The organism is Streptomyces sp. NPDC058683 (genome assembly GCF_042716195.1).
Classification (GTDB): domain Bacteria; phylum Actinomycetota; class Actinomycetes; order Streptomycetales; family Streptomycetaceae; genus Streptomyces.
In genome coordinates, this window is record NZ_JBHXSK010000013.1 from 34,781 (window position 1) to 50,097 (window position 15,317).

17 protein-coding genes and 1 pseudogene are annotated in these 15,317 nt (G+C 69.8%); 8 read left to right on the plus strand and 10 right to left on the minus strand.

Features of this window, described 5'->3' with window-relative positions; all coding sequences use genetic code 11:
• Positions 1 to 158 precede the first annotated feature (158 nt).
• Positions 159 to 422 carry a hypothetical protein gene (locus tag ACFWXC_RS15975; protein WP_384479012.1) on the minus strand — a complete coding sequence of 88 codons (264 nt, stop codon included), beginning with the start codon at positions 420 to 422 and terminating at the stop codon, positions 159 to 161.
• Between the two features lie 139 nt (positions 423 to 561).
• Here ACFWXC_RS15975 and ACFWXC_RS15980 point away from each other — a divergent pair, with 139 nt between their 5' ends.
• Together ACFWXC_RS15980 and ACFWXC_RS15985 are read left to right on the plus strand one after the other, a co-directional pair.
• A complete protein-coding gene (locus ACFWXC_RS15980; RefSeq protein ID WP_384479014.1) occupies positions 562 to 1,095 on the plus strand; it encodes a helix-turn-helix domain-containing protein in 534 nt (177 codons plus the stop codon).
• Complete coding sequence (locus ACFWXC_RS15985) at positions 1,092 to 1,643, plus strand: ImmA/IrrE family metallo-endopeptidase (protein WP_384479016.1); 552 nt, start codon at positions 1,092 to 1,094, stop codon at positions 1,641 to 1,643. The genes ACFWXC_RS15980 and ACFWXC_RS15985 overlap by 4 nt, the downstream gene beginning before the upstream one ends.
• 70 nt (positions 1,644 to 1,713) lie before the next feature.
• On the opposite strand, the pseudogene ACFWXC_RS15990 reads toward ACFWXC_RS15985, so the two are convergent.
• Positions 1,714 to 1,974: pseudogene (locus ACFWXC_RS15990) on the minus strand (transposase); the annotation flags it as partial.
• Between the two features lie 388 nt (positions 1,975 to 2,362).
• Positions 2,363 to 3,451: a redox-regulated ATPase YchF gene (gene ychF, locus ACFWXC_RS15995; RefSeq protein WP_384479018.1), complete on the minus strand. Its 1,089-nt coding sequence runs from the start codon at positions 3,449 to 3,451 to the stop codon at positions 2,363 to 2,365.
• Positions 3,452 to 3,647: 196 nt separating this feature from the next.
• Between ychF and ACFWXC_RS16000 the strand changes: the two genes are divergently transcribed.
• Positions 3,648 to 4,181 (plus strand): DUF6542 domain-containing protein, encoded by a 534-nt coding sequence (locus ACFWXC_RS16000; protein WP_384479020.1) that lies wholly within the window; start codon positions 3,648 to 3,650, stop codon positions 4,179 to 4,181.
• Between the two features lie 118 nt (positions 4,182 to 4,299).
• Here ACFWXC_RS16000 and ppgK read toward each other — a convergent pair whose 3' ends face one another.
• Together ppgK and ACFWXC_RS16010 are read right to left on the minus strand one after the other, a co-directional pair.
• Complete coding sequence (gene ppgK, locus ACFWXC_RS16005) at positions 4,300 to 5,049, minus strand: polyphosphate--glucose phosphotransferase (protein ID WP_384479022.1); 750 nt, start codon at positions 5,047 to 5,049, stop codon at positions 4,300 to 4,302.
• A gap of 76 nt (positions 5,050 to 5,125) precedes the next feature.
• Complete coding sequence (locus tag ACFWXC_RS16010) at positions 5,126 to 6,139, minus strand: 4-hydroxy-3-methylbut-2-enyl diphosphate reductase (RefSeq protein ID WP_384479024.1); 1,014 nt, start codon at positions 6,137 to 6,139, stop codon at positions 5,126 to 5,128.
• Between the two features lie 289 nt (positions 6,140 to 6,428).
• On the opposite strand from ACFWXC_RS16010, the gene xseA reads away from it, so the two are divergent.
• From xseA to ACFWXC_RS16025, 3 genes are all read left to right on the plus strand, one after another.
• Positions 6,429 to 7,637, plus strand: a complete 1,209-nt coding sequence (gene xseA / locus ACFWXC_RS16015) for an exodeoxyribonuclease VII large subunit (protein ID WP_384479026.1) — start codon at positions 6,429 to 6,431, stop codon at positions 7,635 to 7,637.
• Between the two features lie 42 nt (positions 7,638 to 7,679).
• Positions 7,680 to 7,925: an exodeoxyribonuclease VII small subunit gene (locus ACFWXC_RS16020; RefSeq protein ID WP_384479028.1), complete on the plus strand. Its 246-nt coding sequence runs from the start codon at positions 7,680 to 7,682 to the stop codon at positions 7,923 to 7,925.
• Between the two features lie 154 nt (positions 7,926 to 8,079).
• Positions 8,080 to 8,670, plus strand: a complete 591-nt coding sequence (locus tag ACFWXC_RS16025) for a malonic semialdehyde reductase (RefSeq protein WP_384479030.1) — start codon at positions 8,080 to 8,082, stop codon at positions 8,668 to 8,670.
• A gap of 81 nt (positions 8,671 to 8,751) precedes the next feature.
• Here the strand turns inward: ACFWXC_RS16025 and ACFWXC_RS16030 are convergent, their stop codons facing one another.
• Positions 8,752 to 9,279 carry a DUF4245 domain-containing protein gene (locus tag ACFWXC_RS16030; protein ID WP_384479032.1) on the minus strand — a complete coding sequence of 176 codons (528 nt, stop codon included), beginning with the start codon at positions 9,277 to 9,279 and terminating at the stop codon, positions 8,752 to 8,754.
• A gap of 125 nt (positions 9,280 to 9,404) precedes the next feature.
• Here ACFWXC_RS16030 and glpX point away from each other — a divergent pair, with 125 nt between their 5' ends.
• Entirely contained in the window at positions 9,405 to 10,439 is a 1,035-nt protein-coding gene (gene glpX / locus ACFWXC_RS16035; RefSeq protein WP_384479034.1) for a class II fructose-bisphosphatase, read from the plus strand.
• Between the two features lie 52 nt (positions 10,440 to 10,491).
• On the opposite strand, the gene ACFWXC_RS16040 is transcribed toward glpX, so the two are convergent.
• Both ACFWXC_RS16040 and ACFWXC_RS16045 read right to left on the minus strand, forming a co-directional pair.
• Positions 10,492 to 10,875, minus strand: a complete 384-nt coding sequence (locus ACFWXC_RS16040; RefSeq protein WP_351741706.1) for a WhiB family transcriptional regulator — start codon at positions 10,873 to 10,875, stop codon at positions 10,492 to 10,494.
• A gap of 153 nt (positions 10,876 to 11,028) precedes the next feature.
• Positions 11,029 to 11,730, minus strand: coding sequence for a DUF1707 domain-containing protein (locus ACFWXC_RS16045; RefSeq protein WP_384479036.1), 702 nt, complete (start codon positions 11,728 to 11,730; stop codon positions 11,029 to 11,031).
• 169 nt (positions 11,731 to 11,899) lie between these two features.
• On the opposite strand from ACFWXC_RS16045, the gene ACFWXC_RS16050 reads away from it, so the two are divergent.
• Positions 11,900 to 13,570 carry a fumarate hydratase gene (locus ACFWXC_RS16050; RefSeq protein WP_384479038.1) on the plus strand — a complete coding sequence of 557 codons (1,671 nt, stop codon included), beginning with the start codon at positions 11,900 to 11,902 and terminating at the stop codon, positions 13,568 to 13,570.
• Positions 13,571 to 14,186: 616 nt separating this feature from the next.
• Here ACFWXC_RS16050 and ACFWXC_RS16055 read toward each other — a convergent pair.
• Together ACFWXC_RS16055 and ACFWXC_RS16060 are read right to left on the minus strand one after the other, a co-directional pair.
• On the minus strand, positions 14,187 to 14,690 hold the full coding sequence (locus ACFWXC_RS16055; protein WP_384479040.1) for a hypothetical protein: 504 nt from the start codon (positions 14,688 to 14,690) through the stop codon (positions 14,187 to 14,189).
• Entirely contained in the window at positions 14,687 to 15,196 is a 510-nt protein-coding gene (locus ACFWXC_RS16060) for a SigE family RNA polymerase sigma factor (protein WP_384479042.1), read from the minus strand. Before ACFWXC_RS16060 ends, ACFWXC_RS16055 begins: the two co-directional genes overlap by 4 nt.
• Between the last annotated feature and the right edge of the window lie 121 nt (positions 15,197 to 15,317).

The following is a 15,317-nucleotide window of genomic DNA, read 5'->3' on the forward strand; positions in this document are numbered from 1 at the left end:
AACTTTTGTTGGGTTCCACCTCGCCCAAGAACCGGCTGTCGGGTCCGTGGGCGCGGTGGTGGCGGCGGCGGGGGGTCTCGGAGAGGAACTCCTCGACCGCCGGGACGTCGCCCGCCAGCCGCAGACGGCTCTCAAGATCCACGACTGACTCCCGGGCTCTAGCCGTTGGTGGTCTCGGTGCGCAGCTTCAGGTGCAGGGCCCTGGCATGCCCGGCCAGCTCGCCCACCGTTGCCTCGGGCGGGACCTCGTGCCCGTCGAAGAACAGGTAGTAGCGGGTGGTGCCGTCGCTGGCGAAGCCGAAGGCGGTGAGGGTGTCGGACAGCACGCTCGCGGCGGTCACCTGCGGGGCGTAGTCGTGCTGGTACGGGTGCCCGGCGAGGGCAGACGTCACCGTGGTCTTGATCTCCTGGGGCTGCGGCATACCGATCTCCTAAGTCGTTCGAGGGTGCTACGGGAGAGCCCTGCTGATTCAGCAAAGCATCAATGAGTCTCCAGTGTGATCACATGGGGTCGATGCAGTCAAGCTTCATCGCCGTATTGCTGCGCGCTACGCTGCCCGTATGAGCCCCGACCGGAGCCAGCTCCCCCTCCCCGACCCCGAAACGACCGGACCGGACGCTGTCGAACAGTTCGACATCGCCGAACTCGGACGCCTCCTGAAGGAACACCGCGGTCCCCTCTCCCTCCGGCAGGCCGCCGCCGAAGCGGGCGTCAGCTTCAGCACCCTCACCCGGGTCGAAGCTGGCGCCCAGCCCGACCTCGCCACCTTCACCCGCCTCTGCGCCTGGCTCAGCGTCTCCCCGAGCCGCTTCTTCACCCCGACGGCCACCCGCCAGATCTCACCCCTCGACCAGGCCATCACCCACCTCCACGCAGACCCCCGGCTCACCGACGACGCGGCGAACAAGATCAGCTCCGTTCTGCGCGACCTCTACGACGCTCTCGCGAAGGAGGCGGTCCCCGCCGTCCCCGCCCTTGCCTGCCACCTCCGGGCCGCCTCGGTGCTGCGTCCTGGCGTCCCCCAGCGGCTCGCCGACCTGCTCACCGACATGAACACCGAACTCGAACGACTCGTCGAAGCGGGCGAACTGTGACCCTCCCCCGAGGCTTCAAGGCCAACGCCGAACGAGAAGCTCTCCGACTGCGCCGCGAACTCGACCTCAGCGACACCGATTCCCTGAACGTCGACGACCTCGCCGACCACCTCAAGGTCAAGATCGTCAGCGCCGAGAAGCTCGTCAGCCGCGCCAGCCTCGAAGAGCTCGAACGGGTCCAGGCGTACGCCTTCTCCGCCGCGACCTTCCAGGTCTCCGGCAGGAACATCGTCGTCACCAACCCGCTCCGAACCCCGGGTCGCAGGGCCAGCGACGTGGCCCACGAGCTCTCCCACCTCGTCCTGAACCATGACCTCACTGAGATCCGCGAAGTCAATGGCATGCCCTTCAGGACCTGCCGCCCCGACGAAGAAGAACAAGCCACGGCCTTTGGCGGAACACTCATGCTTCCCCGCCCCCTGCTGCTCGGCGCAGTCTGCCGCCAGTGGGGGCCGGCGCAGATCGCCGAGCACTACGGAGTGACCGAGGAGATGGCCCGGTACCGGTACAACACCACCGGGGTGGCCAAGCAGGTCCGAGGCCGCTGACGGTGCCTGAGGCAGGCGCTGTGGTCTGCCGCTTACCGCCGGGACGTGGCGCGGGAGCGGGCAAGTCCCACAGCACATCCGCCCACGACTCGCTCGACTCGCGCAGGCCCTCGGCCGGCGCGATCAGCTCCTTGGATCCGTCCAGGCGCGCCCCCACCAGCACCAGCACCAGCACGCAAGAGTGCGCCTGCCCCAGGCGGACCTTGGGACACACACGATCGCCCCACACGTAGACCTAGTCGGCCGACGACAGGTCGCGGGCCTGGAAGGCAGCGTGGTCATCGCCCCACGACAGCCTGGTCGTCGAGCCGAGGAACTGCTCCAGCGCGGGCACGAGACCATCCCCATCCTGGGCGGCCGACCACCCGGGGGCGCCCGGCCAGAGCGCGCGCGGAGGCTGCTGATACGGCACCACCGTGCGAGGCATGAGCTGGAATTCCGTGCGGATGCAGTCCGCGGTCGCGGCACCGCATCCTCGATCGCCTGCGCGTACGCGACACCAGCAAGTGCCAGCAGACGGTGCGCCTCCTCCGTCCCCACCTGCTGACCGACGCATCAATCGCCACCCTCACGTCCGCCACGAGGCACGCCGTACTAAACCCAGCACGGGAGCCCTCATCCCATCCCAGCACGGGAAAACAAAGGGTCCGACCCCGAAGAGTCGGACCCTCTCTGACCTGCACATTTGCCAGATCAGCGACGTGGTGATACGTCACCCGCTACACATTGAACCGGAACTCGACGACATCCCCGTCCTGCATGATGTAGTCCTTGCCCTCCATGCGGGCCTTGCCCTTCGCGCGGGCCTCGGCCACCGAGCCGGTTTCGACCAGGTCCTCGAAGGAGATGACCTCGGCCTTGATGAAGCCCTTCTGGAAGTCGGTGTGGATCACGCCGGCCGCCTCGGGGGCCGTCGCGCCCTTCTTGATCGTCCAGGCGCGGGACTCCTTGGGGCCGGCCGTGAGGTAGGTCTGCAGGCCGAGGGTGGTGAAGCCGACGCGGGCCAGGGTGGCGAGGCCGGGCTCCTCGGCGCCGACCGACTCCAGCAGCTCCAGGGCGTCCTCCTCGTCGAGCTCGGCGAGGTCCTGCTCCAGCTTGGCGTTGAGGAAGATCGCCTCGGCCGGGGCGACCAGCGCGCGCTGCTCGGCCTTGAAGGTGTCGTCGGTCAGCTCGTCCTCGTCGACGTTGAAGACGTAGAGGAAGGGCTTGGCCGTGAGGAGGTGCAGGTCGTGGAGGAGCTCGGCGCGGTCCGAGCCCTGGACGATGCCCTGGGAGAACAGCGTGTCGCCCTTCTCCAGGATCTCCTTGGCCTCCTCGACGGCCTTGACCTTGGGCCCCACGTCCTTCTTGATCCGCGACTCCTTCTGGAGGCGCGGCAGGACCTTCTCGATCGTCTGGAGGTCGGCGAGGATCAGCTCGGTGTTGATCGTCTCGATGTCGTCCTTCGGCGAGACCTTGCCGTCGACATGCACGACGTTCTCGTCCTTGAAGGCACGGATGACCTGGCAGATCGCGTCGGACTCACGGATGTTCGCGAGGAACTTGTTGCCCAGGCCCTCGCCCTCGGAGGCGCCGCGCACGATACCCGCGATGTCGACGAAGTCGACCGTGGCCGGGAGGATCCGCTGCGAGGAGAAGATCTCGGACAGCTTGGCCAGGCGGGCGTCGGGGACGCCGACCACACCCACGTTGGGCTCGATCGTGGCGAACGGGTAGTTGGCCGCCAGCACGTCGTTCTTGGTCAGGGCGTTGAACAGGGTCGACTTGCCGACATTGGGCAGGCCGACGATTCCGATCGTGAGCGACACGTTGCGACTTCCCGTAGTGAGTGGGTGAGTGAGCCGGAGGCTGCCAGTGCCGGCGGGCCGGCCGATCCACCAGTTTACGGGGTTCGGGACCCCTGGCCGGCGGTCGTGTCGAACACCTGGACAAGGTCTGCTCTTCGGCTTGGTTTCGGCGTGTCTGGGCTGCGACTGGGCACATTAACCGACCTAAGTTGGTCCGGTGGAGCATCACAGGACCCGTCCCCGACAGCACGGACAGCGCCGTGGCGCCCCCCGCGCGCCCCTGCCGCCGCAGGCCGGACGGCGGCCTGCGACGGCCGAGCGCCGGCCGGCCCCGAGAAGGCCCGGTACGGCGGCGGCCGGCCCCCGGCAGCCACCGGGCCCACGGCTCACCGGACTCGGCGGCGGCCTGTTCTGCGCGGCTGCGATGTTCCTGCTGGGCTTCCTGGACGCCCTGCTGTTCGGGGCGTCCCTGACGGTGTACGGCGTGCTGTCCCTGCCGGTGTGCGCGCTGACCGCGCTGTGGGTGCGAGAGAGCGATCTGCTGACCGCCCCCGTCGTCGTCCCGATCGCCTTCGCCACCGGCCTGCTGACCGTCGCCGACGACGGCGGCGGCGGGTTCCTGGGCGGTGTGATGGGCCTGGTGACGGCCTTGTCCACGCAGGCCGGCTGGCTCTACGGCGGCACGCTGGTCGCCGGGGTGATCGTCATCGTCCGCCGGATCCGGCTGATCCGGAGCCGGCGCGGAGGCTGACCTCCGGCCGTCCCCAGATGTCTCCGGCCGCCCCCGGCCGTCCCCAGATGTCTCCGGCCGTCCCCAGATGTCTCCGGCCGCCCCCGGCCGTCCGGCCGTCCTCGGCTGCCCGCGGCAGCTACTTGGCGTGGTGCGCCGCGCGCATCGCCGCGCCCACGATCCCCGCGTTGTTCTGCAGCTGCGCCGGCACGATCTCGGCCCTGATGCCCTCGATGAGGGGCAGGAACTTGTCGGCCTTGCGGCTCACCCCGCCGCCGATGATGAACAGCTCCGGGGTGAACAGCATCTCGACATGGGCGAGGTACTTGGTGACCCGGTGCGCCCACTGCTCCCAGCTGAGGTCGTTGTCCTCCTTGGCCTTGCTGGAGGCCTTCTTCTCGGCGTCGTGGCCGTCCAGCTCCAGGTGGCCCAGCTCGGTGTTGGGGACCAGCTCGCCGTCGGTGAACAGGGCGCTGCCGATGCCGGTGCCGAAGGTGAGCAGGATGACCACGCCCTTGCGGTCCCGGCCCGCGCCGAACTGCATCTCGGCCACGCCCGCCGCGTCCGCGTCGTTGACCACGGTCACCGGCAGGCCGCCGAGCCGGTCGCTGAACAGCGTGCGCGCGTCGGTGTCGATCCAGCTCTTGTCGACGTTCGCCGCCGTACGGATATGTGTGCCGTCGCTGATCACTCCGGGGAAGGTGAGCCCGACCGGGCCGGTCCACCCGAAGTGGTCGATGACCTGCTTGACCCCGTCGGCGACGCTGTCGGGCGTCGCCGGATGCGGGGTGAGCACCTTGCAGCGCTCCTGGGCCAGGTCGCCCTTGTCCAGGTCCACAGGAGCGCCCTTGATCCCGGAACCACCGATGTCCACGCCGAAGATCTGCATGGCTTCACGTTACGTCGTACGACTGACAGTCACGACGCCGGACGGCCCCCGGGTCACATCGTCGTACGAGCGCCGTTCAGGCCTCGGCGCCGCTGCCGCCGCGCTCGGCGACCAGGGCGGCCGCCTCTTCGCGCAGGTCACGGCGGAGTTCCTTGGGCAGCGAGAAGGTGATGGACTCCTCGGCCGCCTTGACGATCTCCACATCGCCGTAGCCGCGCTCGGCGAGCCACGCCAGGACCTCCTCGACCAGTACCTCCGGGACGGAGGCGCCGGAGGTGACGCCGACCGTGGTCACCCCGTCCAGCCAGGCCTCGTCGATCTCGCTGGCGAAGTCGACCAGGTAGGCAGCGCGGGAGCCGGCCAGCTTGGCGACCTCCACGAGCCGCTTGGAGTTGGAGGAATTGCGGGAGCCGACCACGATGACCAGTTCGGCCTCGGCGCCCATCTGCTTCACGGCGAGCTGACGGTTCTGGGTGGCGTAGCAGATGTCGTCGCTCGGCGGGGAGATCAGCTGCGGGAACTTCTCCTTGAGCGCGTCGACCGTCTCCATGGTCTCGTCGACGGAGAGCGTGGTCTGGGAGAGCCAGACGACCTTGGACTCGTCGCGGACCTCGACCTTGGCCACGTCGGCCGGTCCGTCGACGAGCTGGATGTGGTCGGGGGCCTCGCCGGAGGTGCCGATGACCTCCTCGTGCCCCTCGTGGCCGATCAGGAGGATGTCGTAGTCCTCGCCTGCGAAGCGGACGGCTTCCTTGTGGACCTTGGTGACCAGCGGGCAGGTCGCGTCGATGGAGGCGAGACGGCCGCGCTGGGCCTCCTCGTGGACGACGGGGGCGACGCCGTGCGCGGAGAACATCACGATGTTCCCCGGCGGGACCTCCTCGGTCCGCTCGACGAAGACCGCGCCCTTCCTCTCCAGGGTCTGCACGACGTACTTGTTGTGGACGATCTCGTGCCGGACATAGATCGGGGCCCCGTACTGTTCCAGGGCCTTCTCGACGGCGATCACGGCGCGGTCCACACCCGCGCAGTAGCCACGGGGGGCGGCGAGCAGGACACGGCGGCCAGGCGAAGCAGTCATGGCACCCATCGTAAGGCCGCGTTCGGGGGGCCAGAGATCGCGTCCCGGTGACGATCCCGGGGAGACCGGCGGAAGTCCGGAGCAGTCGGCGACACCCGGCCGCGAAGGGGTCGGCGTTCGCCCACGCGCGCGGTGCCGACGGCGGGGGCGGTGGTCACCGTCGCGGTGATCGTGGCGCGGCGTCGGGGGCGGCGCGGGTGGTGGGGGCTGTGCGGTTGGCAGGAGGGCGTCGGTGCTGGTCGCGCAGTGGCGGGCTGCGTGACGAAGGCTTGTCGGTGGGCGCCGTTACTCTCGGCGCATGGCTTTGAACACGTCTGTCGAAGCACCTGTGCCTGTCGGCGAGGTCTCCCGGTTGATCGGTGGGTGGATCGACCGGCTCGGTGCCGTGTGGGTCGAGGGGCAGATCACCCAGCTCTCCCGGCGGCCGGGGGCGGGTGTGGTGTTTCTGACGCTGCGGGATCCGTCGTACGACATCTCGATCGGCGTCACCTGCTACCGGCAGGTGTTCGACGCCGTAGCCGATGTCGTCGGTGAGGGCGCCCGGGTCGTCGTCCACGCGAAGCCGGAGTGGTACGCGCCGCGTGGGCAGCTGTCGTTGCGGGCGGCCGAGATAAGACCGGTCGGGGTCGGGGAGCTGCTGGCGCGGCTGGAGGCGCTCAAGAAGGCGCTGGCCGCCGAGGGGCTGTTCGCCGCCGGGCGGAAGAAGCCGCTGCCGTTCCTGCCGCAGCTGATCGGGCTGGTGTGCGGGCGGGCCTCGGCCGCCGAGCGGGATGTCCTGGAGAACGCCCGGCACCGGTGGCCGGCGGTGCGGTTCGAGGTGCGGAACGTGCCGGTGCAGGGCGTGCACGCCGTGCCGCAGGTCGTGCAGGCCGTGAAGGAGCTCGACGCGCTCCAGGACGTCGACGTGATCATCGTGGCTCGCGGTGGTGGCAGCGTGGAGGATCTGCTGCCGTTCTCCGACGAGCAGTTGGTGCGGACCGTCGCCGAGTGCCGTACGCCCGTCGTGTCCGCGATCGGGCACGAGCCCGACAACCCGCTGCTCGACTTCGTCGCCGACCTGCGCGCCTCCACCCCCACCGACGCCGCCAAGAAGGTCGTACCGGACGTCGGCGAGGAGCTGGACCGGGTGCGGATGCTGCGGGACCGGGCCCGGCGGTGCCTGGAGGGGCTGGTGGCGCGGGAGGAGCGGGGGCTGGCGCATGCACTGGCGCGGCCCGTCATGGAGGATCCGCACCGGATGGTCGACGAGCGGGCCGATCATGTCGCCTCGCTGGTGGACCGGCAGCGGCGCACCCTCGGGCATCTGCTCGACCGGGCCGACTCCGAGCTGACGCACACGCACGCGCGCGTGGTGGCGCTCTCCCCCGCCGCCACGCTGAAGCGCGGTTACGCCGTGCTGCAGAAGGACGACGGCCAGGTGGTGCGGGGCAGCGCGGAGGTCGAGCCCGGCGAGGCGCTGCGGGCGCGGGTCGCCGAGGGGGAGTTCACAGTGCGGGTGGACGGCTGAGGTGCCGCACGGGTCGTACGAGTCGATGGGGAAGGTGGACACATGAGCAGCAGGACGGAAGAGACGCTCTCCTACGAGCAGGCACGCGACGAGCTGATCGAGGTGGTACGGCGGCTGGAGGCCGGCGGGACGAGCCTTGAGGAGTCCCTCGCGCTCTGGGAGCGCGGCGAGGAGCTGGCCAGGGTGTGCCGGCGGTGGCTGGAGGGGGCGCGGGCCCGGCTGGACGCGGCGCTGGCCGAGGGGGAAGAGGCCGAGGAAGGAGAGGAGGGGGACGCGGAGGGGGAGTGAGCGGGGCGGCGTGAGCGGGCGGCGCCTGTGAGGCGGACCACCAGGTTCCGACCCTTGTTGAAGGTTGAACCTTCTCGGCGTATGGTCGTGCCGTCAGCCTATCCGGACCGCGGTCCGGATTCGACGGATCGTGACCTCCAGGAAGTTAGAAGCCATGTCTCTTGTTCTTGACCCCGCTGCCCAGGACCTGCTGTTCCGCGAGGCCCGTACCGCCAACACCTTCACCGACGAGCAGGTGTCCGACGAGCAGGTCCAGGCCATCTACGACCTGGTCAAGTTCGGCCCGACCTCCATGAACCAGTCGCCCCTCCGGGTGGTCCTGGTCCGCACCCCCGAGGCCCGCGAGCGCCTGGTGCAGCACATGGCCGAGGGCAACCAGAAGAAGACCGCCGCCGCCCCGCTGGTCGCGATCCTCGCCGCGGACAACGAGTTCCACGAGGAGCTGCCGCAGCTCTTCCCGCACTTCCCGCAGGCCAAGGACGCCGTCTTCGGCGACCGCGCCGTGCGCGAGGGCAGCGCCGCCCTGAACGCCGCCCTCCAGGCCGCGTACTTCATCATCGGCGTCCGCGCGGCCGGCCTCGCCGCCGGCCCGATGGGCGGTTACGACGCCGCGGGCATCCAGAAGGAGTTCCTGGACGACGACCACACCCCGGTGATGGTCGTCAACATCGGCAAGCCGGGCCCGGACGCCTGGTTCCCGCGCTCCCCGCGCCTGGCGTACGACGACGTCGTCACGACCGTCTGAGCCACCCCTCACGTGCGAGAGGCCCCCGGCAACGGCGCCGGGGGCCTCTCGCGTCAGCACGGGCTGGTCAGGACGGGCAGGTCAGGACATCTTCAGTGCCGAGGCCATCTTCGTCAGCTGGGTGAACGAGGCCGTGCCGGCCACCACCGTCGTGGAACCGGGGGTGTCCTCCAGCACCAGCGCGTCGTAGCGGCCGCCGGTGTAGTGCGTCCAGGTGCGGTCGCCGATCTTCTCGGTCGTCTTCGTGGCCGTCGCGCCCTGGCTCGCGTCGGTGACGAAGTCCGCGACGGGCTTCTGAGTCGACTGCTCGATCTGGACGTACTGACCGTCGGGGGTCTGGTAGCCGAGATGCCAGCGATCGCCGTCCTCGCCCTGGAAACGGACCGAGGTGGCCTTCCAGGCGCTGGACAGGCCCTCCGGCGCGGCCACCGGGTAGGTCGCCGCGCGCCGAGCCGTCAGCAGCTCGACCCGGTAGTCGACCCGCTGGATGTCGGGAGCGTGATCGTCATGCGGGACGAGCAGGTAGATGAAGCCCGCCGCGAGACCGATCAGGGCCAGGGAGAGAATCATGTCCCGGACCGTCTTCTGCTTGCCGTTCGTGCCTGCCACGTCCCCTATCGTCGCAGGTGCCCGCTGCGCTCATCCGTGGGGTCCCCTGCTCATTTTGTCAGCCTGGAGATAGAGTCGACAGGAACCCTCATCCGGCCGTCGTCGTATCAGAAAGGTGCGCTCCGATGACCGAGCATCATCATTTGCCGTCCGAACTCGATGTCCCCTCCGAGGCCCCCGACCGCAACCTCGCCCTGGAACTCGTCCGGGTGACCGAAGCCGCCGCGATGGCCGCCGGTCGCTGGGTGGGCCGCGGCGACAAGAACGGCGCCGACGGCGCCGCGGTACGCGCCATGCGCACCCTCGTCTCCACCGTGTCGATGAACGGCGTGGTCGTCATCGGCGAGGGCGAGAAGGACGAGGCCCCGATGCTCTTCAACGGGGAGCGCATCGGTGACGGGACAGGTCCCGAGGTCGACATCGCCGTCGACCCGATCGACGGGACCACGCTGACCGCCAAGGGCATGCCCAACGCGATCGCCGTGCTGGCCGCGGCCGAGCGCGGTGCCATGTTCGACCCGTCCGCCGTCTTCTACATGGACAAACTGGTCACCGGCCCGGAGGCGGCGGACTTCGTCGACATCAACGCGCCGGTCTCCGTCAACATCCGGCGGGTCGCGAAGGCGAAGCGGGCCACGCCGGAGGACGTGACCGTCGTCATCCTCGACCGGCCGCGGCACGAAGGGATCATCAAGGAGATCCGCGAGGCCGGCGCCCGCATCAAGCTGATCTCCGACGGTGACGTCGCCGGCTCGATCTACGCGCTCCGCGAGGGCACGGGCGTCGACATGCTGCTCGGCATCGGCGGGACGCCCGAGGGCATCATCTCCGCGTGCGCCGTGAAGTGCCTGGGCGGGACCATCCAGGGCAAGCTGTGGCCCAAGGACGACGAGGAGCGGCAGCGGGCCATCGACGCCGGCCACGATCTGGACCGGGTGCTGACGACCGAGGACCTGGTGACCGGGGAGAACGTGTTCTTCGTCGCCACCGGGATCACCGACGGTGAGCTGCTGCGCGGCGTGCGGTACCGGTCGGAGACCGCGCTGACCGAGTCCATCGTGATGCGGTCGAAGTCGGGGACGGTGCGGCGGATCGACTCCGAGCATCGGCTGCGCAAGCTGCGGGCGTACAGCGCGGTCGATTTCGACCGGGCGAAGTAGGCAAGGCACCCGAGCGAAAAGGCGCCCTCTGTGCGGAGAGGGCGCCTTTTGTCTAGCCCGCCTGTGCTATCCGGTTCGTCGCCGCTGCTCGTGCCGCCTTCTTCAGTTCCATGTCGCGGCGCCTGCGCCTGGCCAGGACCACGCGGCGTTCCGCTGCGGTGAGGCCGCCCCAGACGCCGTACGGCTCGGGCTGGAGCAGCGCGTGTTCGCGGCACTCGACCATCACCGGACAGCGGGCACAGACCCGCTTGGCCGCCTCCTCCCGGGACAGCCGGGCGGCCGTTGGTTCCTTGGAGGGTGCGAAGAACAGGCCTGCCTCGTCGCGCCGGCACACCGCCTCGGTGTGCCAGGGTGCGTCTTGGTCCCTGTCCCGCGCCGGCACCCGCTGGGCCGGAACGGCAGCTACCTGCAGGGACGAATGCGGCGGTTGCAGCACGGGTCTACTCCTGACGACGGCTTCGCGAGCGAGAGACGATGCAGCAAGGCCTACCCGCTGTGCGCGGGCCTATGCACAGCGTCCTCAACAGCCGTGGCGCGGCGGCTCGTTCACGACTCCGGGTGCCGTTCGACGAGGAGCGATTCGCGTCCGTCAACGGTCCAGGTGTTTGCGCAACTTCCTGTCGACCTTGTCGTGGACCCGGTCCAGGATGTCCTCGATGAACTTCCCGCGCTTCGGCCGCGCCTCCACGTTGCCGAGTACGGCCCACCCCTCGACGTAGACGACCGGCGCGTCCGAGTCGACCGAATCCAGCGTGTCCGCCTCGAAGTTGCCGAGCACACCGCCGCCGGTGCCGCGCAGCGACACGTTCTCCGGGACGCGGATCTGGACGTCGCCGAAGACCGAGAACGCCTTGATGACGACCTGCTGGTACTCGAAGATCGCCTCGGTGAGGTCGAGCTCGATGGAGCCGAACACCGCGTACGCGTGCAGTCGGCGGCCCGCCCGCCAGCGGCCCCGGCGGCGGGCGCTGCTGAAGACGGCCACCACGTTGCTGTCCGGCTCGACGGGGATCGCGCCGGGCGTGGGCCGGGGCGGGACCGGCGTGTAGGCCGCCGCGGCCGGGCCGGCGTGGGCCGCCGGCAGGTCCCGTATGAAGACCTCCAGCTCGCCCACCGTCTTGGCGCTCAGCACGCCTTCCACGCGCTCGGCGTGCTCGTCGGCGGTCAGGCGCCCCTCCGCGAGGGCCTCCCGCAGGATGTCGGCGATGCGGTCACGGTCGGCGTCCGAGGCGCGCAGCTCGGCGACCGGCGTTCCGGCGCGCTCCTGAGGGGTCTGCTTCTGAAGGTCCACGGCAGCAGCGTACCGAAACGCGATAGATCGCGACTAGGGGTGTGGACAACCTCGGGCGTGTCGAACTGAGCCTTACCTCACAAGCTCCGTGTCAGCGCCAGGTCCTACGCTGGAGAGCGCTCGCCAGCGTCGGCGGGCGGCCGTCCGTCAGAGTGAGGAATGGGCTGAGATGCCTGAGTTCGCGTATACCGATCTGCTTCCCCAGGGCGAGGACACCACCCCGTACCGGCTGGTGACCTCGGAGGGTGTGTCCACCGCCGCGGGACCGGACGGGCGGACGTTCCTCAAGGTGGAGCCGGAGGCGCTGCGCAAGCTGGCCGAAGAGGCGATCCACGACATCCAGCACTACCTGCGACCCGCGCACCTCGCCCAGCTCCGGCGGATCATCGACGACCCGGAGGCGTCGGCCAACGACAAGTTCGTCGCGCTCGACCTGCTGAAGAACGCGAACATCGCGGCGGCCGGTGTGCTGCCCATGTGCCAGGACACCGGCACGGCGATCGTCATGGGCAAGCGCGGGCAGAACGTGCTGACCGAGGGCGGCGACGAGGCGGCGCTGAGCCGCGGCATCTACGACGCCTATCTGAACCTCAACCTGCGGTACTCGCAGATGGCTCCGCTCACCATGTGGGAGGAGAAGAACACCGGCTCCAACCTGCCGGCCCAGATCGAGCTGTACGCGACCGACGGCGGCGCCTACAAGTTCCTCTTCATGGCCAAGGGCGGCGGCTCGGCCAACAAGTCGTTCCTCTACCAGGAGACGAAGGCCGTCCTCAACGAGGCCTCCATGATGAAGTTCCTGGAGGAGAAGATCCGTTCGCTCGGCACGGCCGCCTGCCCGCCGTACCACCTGGCGATCGTCGTCGGCGGCACGAGCGCCGAGTACGCGCTGAAGACCGCGAAGTACGCCTCCGCGCACTACCTGGACGAGATCCCGGCGGAGGGCTCGGAACTCGGCCACGGCTTCCGGGACAAGGACCTGGAGCAGAAGGTCTTCGAGCTGACGCAGAAGATCGGGATCGGCGCGCAGTTCGGCGGCAAGTACTTCTGCCATGACGTGCGCGTGGTCCGGCTGCCCCGGCACGGTGCGTCCTGCCCGGTCGCCATCGCCGTCTCCTGCTCCGCGGACCGCCAGGCCGTCGCGAAGATCACCGCCGAGGGCGTCTTCCTGGAGCAGCTGGAGACGGACCCGGCCCGCTTCCTCCCGGAGACGACGGACGAGCACCTCGACGACTCCTCCGACGTGGTGAAGATCGACCTGAACCAGCCGATGGACACGATCCTCGCCGAGCTGACGAAGTACCCGGTGAAGACCCGTCTCTCCCTCACCGGTCCGCTGGTCGTCGCGCGTGACATCGCGCACGCGAAGATCAAGGAGCGGCTCGACGCGGGCGAGGAGATGCCGCAGTACCTGAAGGACCACCCGGTGTACTACGCCGGCCCGGCGAAGACCCCCGAGGGGTACGCCTCCGGTTCCTTCGGTCCTACGACGGCCGGTCGCATGGACTCCTACGTGGAGCAGTTCCAGGCCGCCGGCGGCTCCAAGGTGATGCTCGCCAAGGGCAACCGCAGCAAACAGGTCACCGACGCGTGCGACAGCCACGGCGGTTTCTACCTCGGCTCCATCGGCGGCCCGGCCGCGCGGCTCGCCCAGGACTGCATCAAGAAGGTCGAGGTCGTCGAGTATGAGGAGCTCGGCATGGAGGCCGTCTGGAAGATCGAGGTCGAGGACTTCCCGGCGTTCGTCGTCGTCGACGACAAGGGCAACGACTTCTTCCAGGACCCGGCCCCGCAGCCGACCTTCACCACCATCCCCGTGCGTGGCCCCGGCCTCGGCTGACACAGCCCCGGCACACCGCGGAGAGCCCCTGACCGCCGGTCGGGGGCTCGCTGTGCCGTGGCCTCCCTCCCCTCCACCGGGAGGTGCGGGGCGCCCTCGGGGGCCGAGGGATTCAGTCGGAAGCCTGCGTAAGCCGCCGTGAGCGGCCTGGCCGTAGGCAACCCGTCACAGATGGGTTGCCGGCCCCGAGCACGCCGCGACGAACCGGTCTCACGCAGGCTGGTCCGCGGCCGGCAGCGGGGGCGGTGTGTGCCGAGGCCACGGCGCGCCGACCCGTTCCGATGCCGCGGTCCGGAACGCTTCGGTCAGAATGCTGCCCGGAAGGGCTCCGACGGCGAGATCGTGGCGACCGGCATGGCGGCAAGAACGCTCCGCACGTCCCCGGCAAGCCGAAGCGGGAACGCTGCCACCAGCGCATCGGAACCACGCGACGACGCCTCCAGAGTAGGCGGGCGGCTTCCCGAACCCTCGGCTTCCCCTGGGCGAAGGCCGCGATGATCGAACATCCTGCCCATGGGGGTGGTCGCGGTGCGGATCCGGTCTGGCGTAAGTATGTGAGCGGACGCCCGCCCCTGATTGGCGCAGGGGCGGGCGTCGTCGTCAGGTCAGGGCCCGGTCAGCCGGCGCAGATGGTGAAGTCGACCGTGTCGCCCGGCTTGATGGTCTTCGGGGCGTGCGGGGACACCTCGAGCACCGAGCCCGGCTTGCAGCCCTTGACGGCCTTCTTGGTGACGGTGCCGAGTTTCGTCTGCGTCTTTTCGAGCACCGGCTTGGCCATGTCCAGGCTGAGGCCCGCGAGGGGGAGCCGCGTGGTCGCACCGTCGCTGAAGAGGTAGAGCAGGGTGGTGGCGTCGTCGTTCTGGGCGACCGTGCGGGTCGCCGCCGGAGTCGGGCTGTTGCCGGCGACCGAGGTCGCCAGGGCCGTCCCGCCGCCCACCGCGATGAGCGCGGCGGAGACGGCGGCGATGCCCACGGCCCGCCGGCGGCGGGTGCGGCGGACGATCTTCGGCCCGTCGAAGCCGGGGGCCTCGGCGGAGTCGGCGTACTGGTTCATGGCGTTCATCAGTTCCTCTTCGAAGGGTGTGCAGCCGGAGGGCCGCGCATCGCCGTACGAGGTCATCGGGTTCCTCCCTGGGGCTGCCGTGGTGAAGGGCCGGAGAGTGCGGGGAACTGGCTGCGGAGCTTCTCCATCCCCCGGGCCAGCTGAGAGCGCACCGTGCTCGGCGAGATGCCGAGGTCGGTCGCGATCTCGGCGTCGGAGAGGTCGTGGAAGTACCGCAGCACCACCACCGTCCGCATCCGCATGGGCAGGTGCTGCAGCGCCCGCACCAGCTGGTCACGGCTGTCGACCTGTCCGTACGCGTCGCCCGGGGCGATCCGGTCGCCGGGGTCCGGGACGGTACGCCGGTACCGGCGCCAGCGGTCGTTGGCGAGGTTGACCATGATCCGCCGGACATAGGCGTCCGGGACGTCCGCGGCGGCGATGGTCCGCCACTTGCGGCAGGCCCGCTCCAGCGTCTCCTGGACCAGGTCCTCGGCCGTGTCCCGGTTTCCGGTCAGGACCAGGGCGCCCCGGAACAGCGCGCCCGACCGGGCGGCGACAAAGCCGTCGAAGTCCGTCTCCACACGCTCCTCCCTTCCTGTCACCCGTCCTCGACGTGAGCCCGTGCCGTCCTGCTGCATCCGCGTGGTGAGAGCTGGGTCACACACCCGGGCGGAGCAAGCGGCGGAACATCCCCGGCGCGCC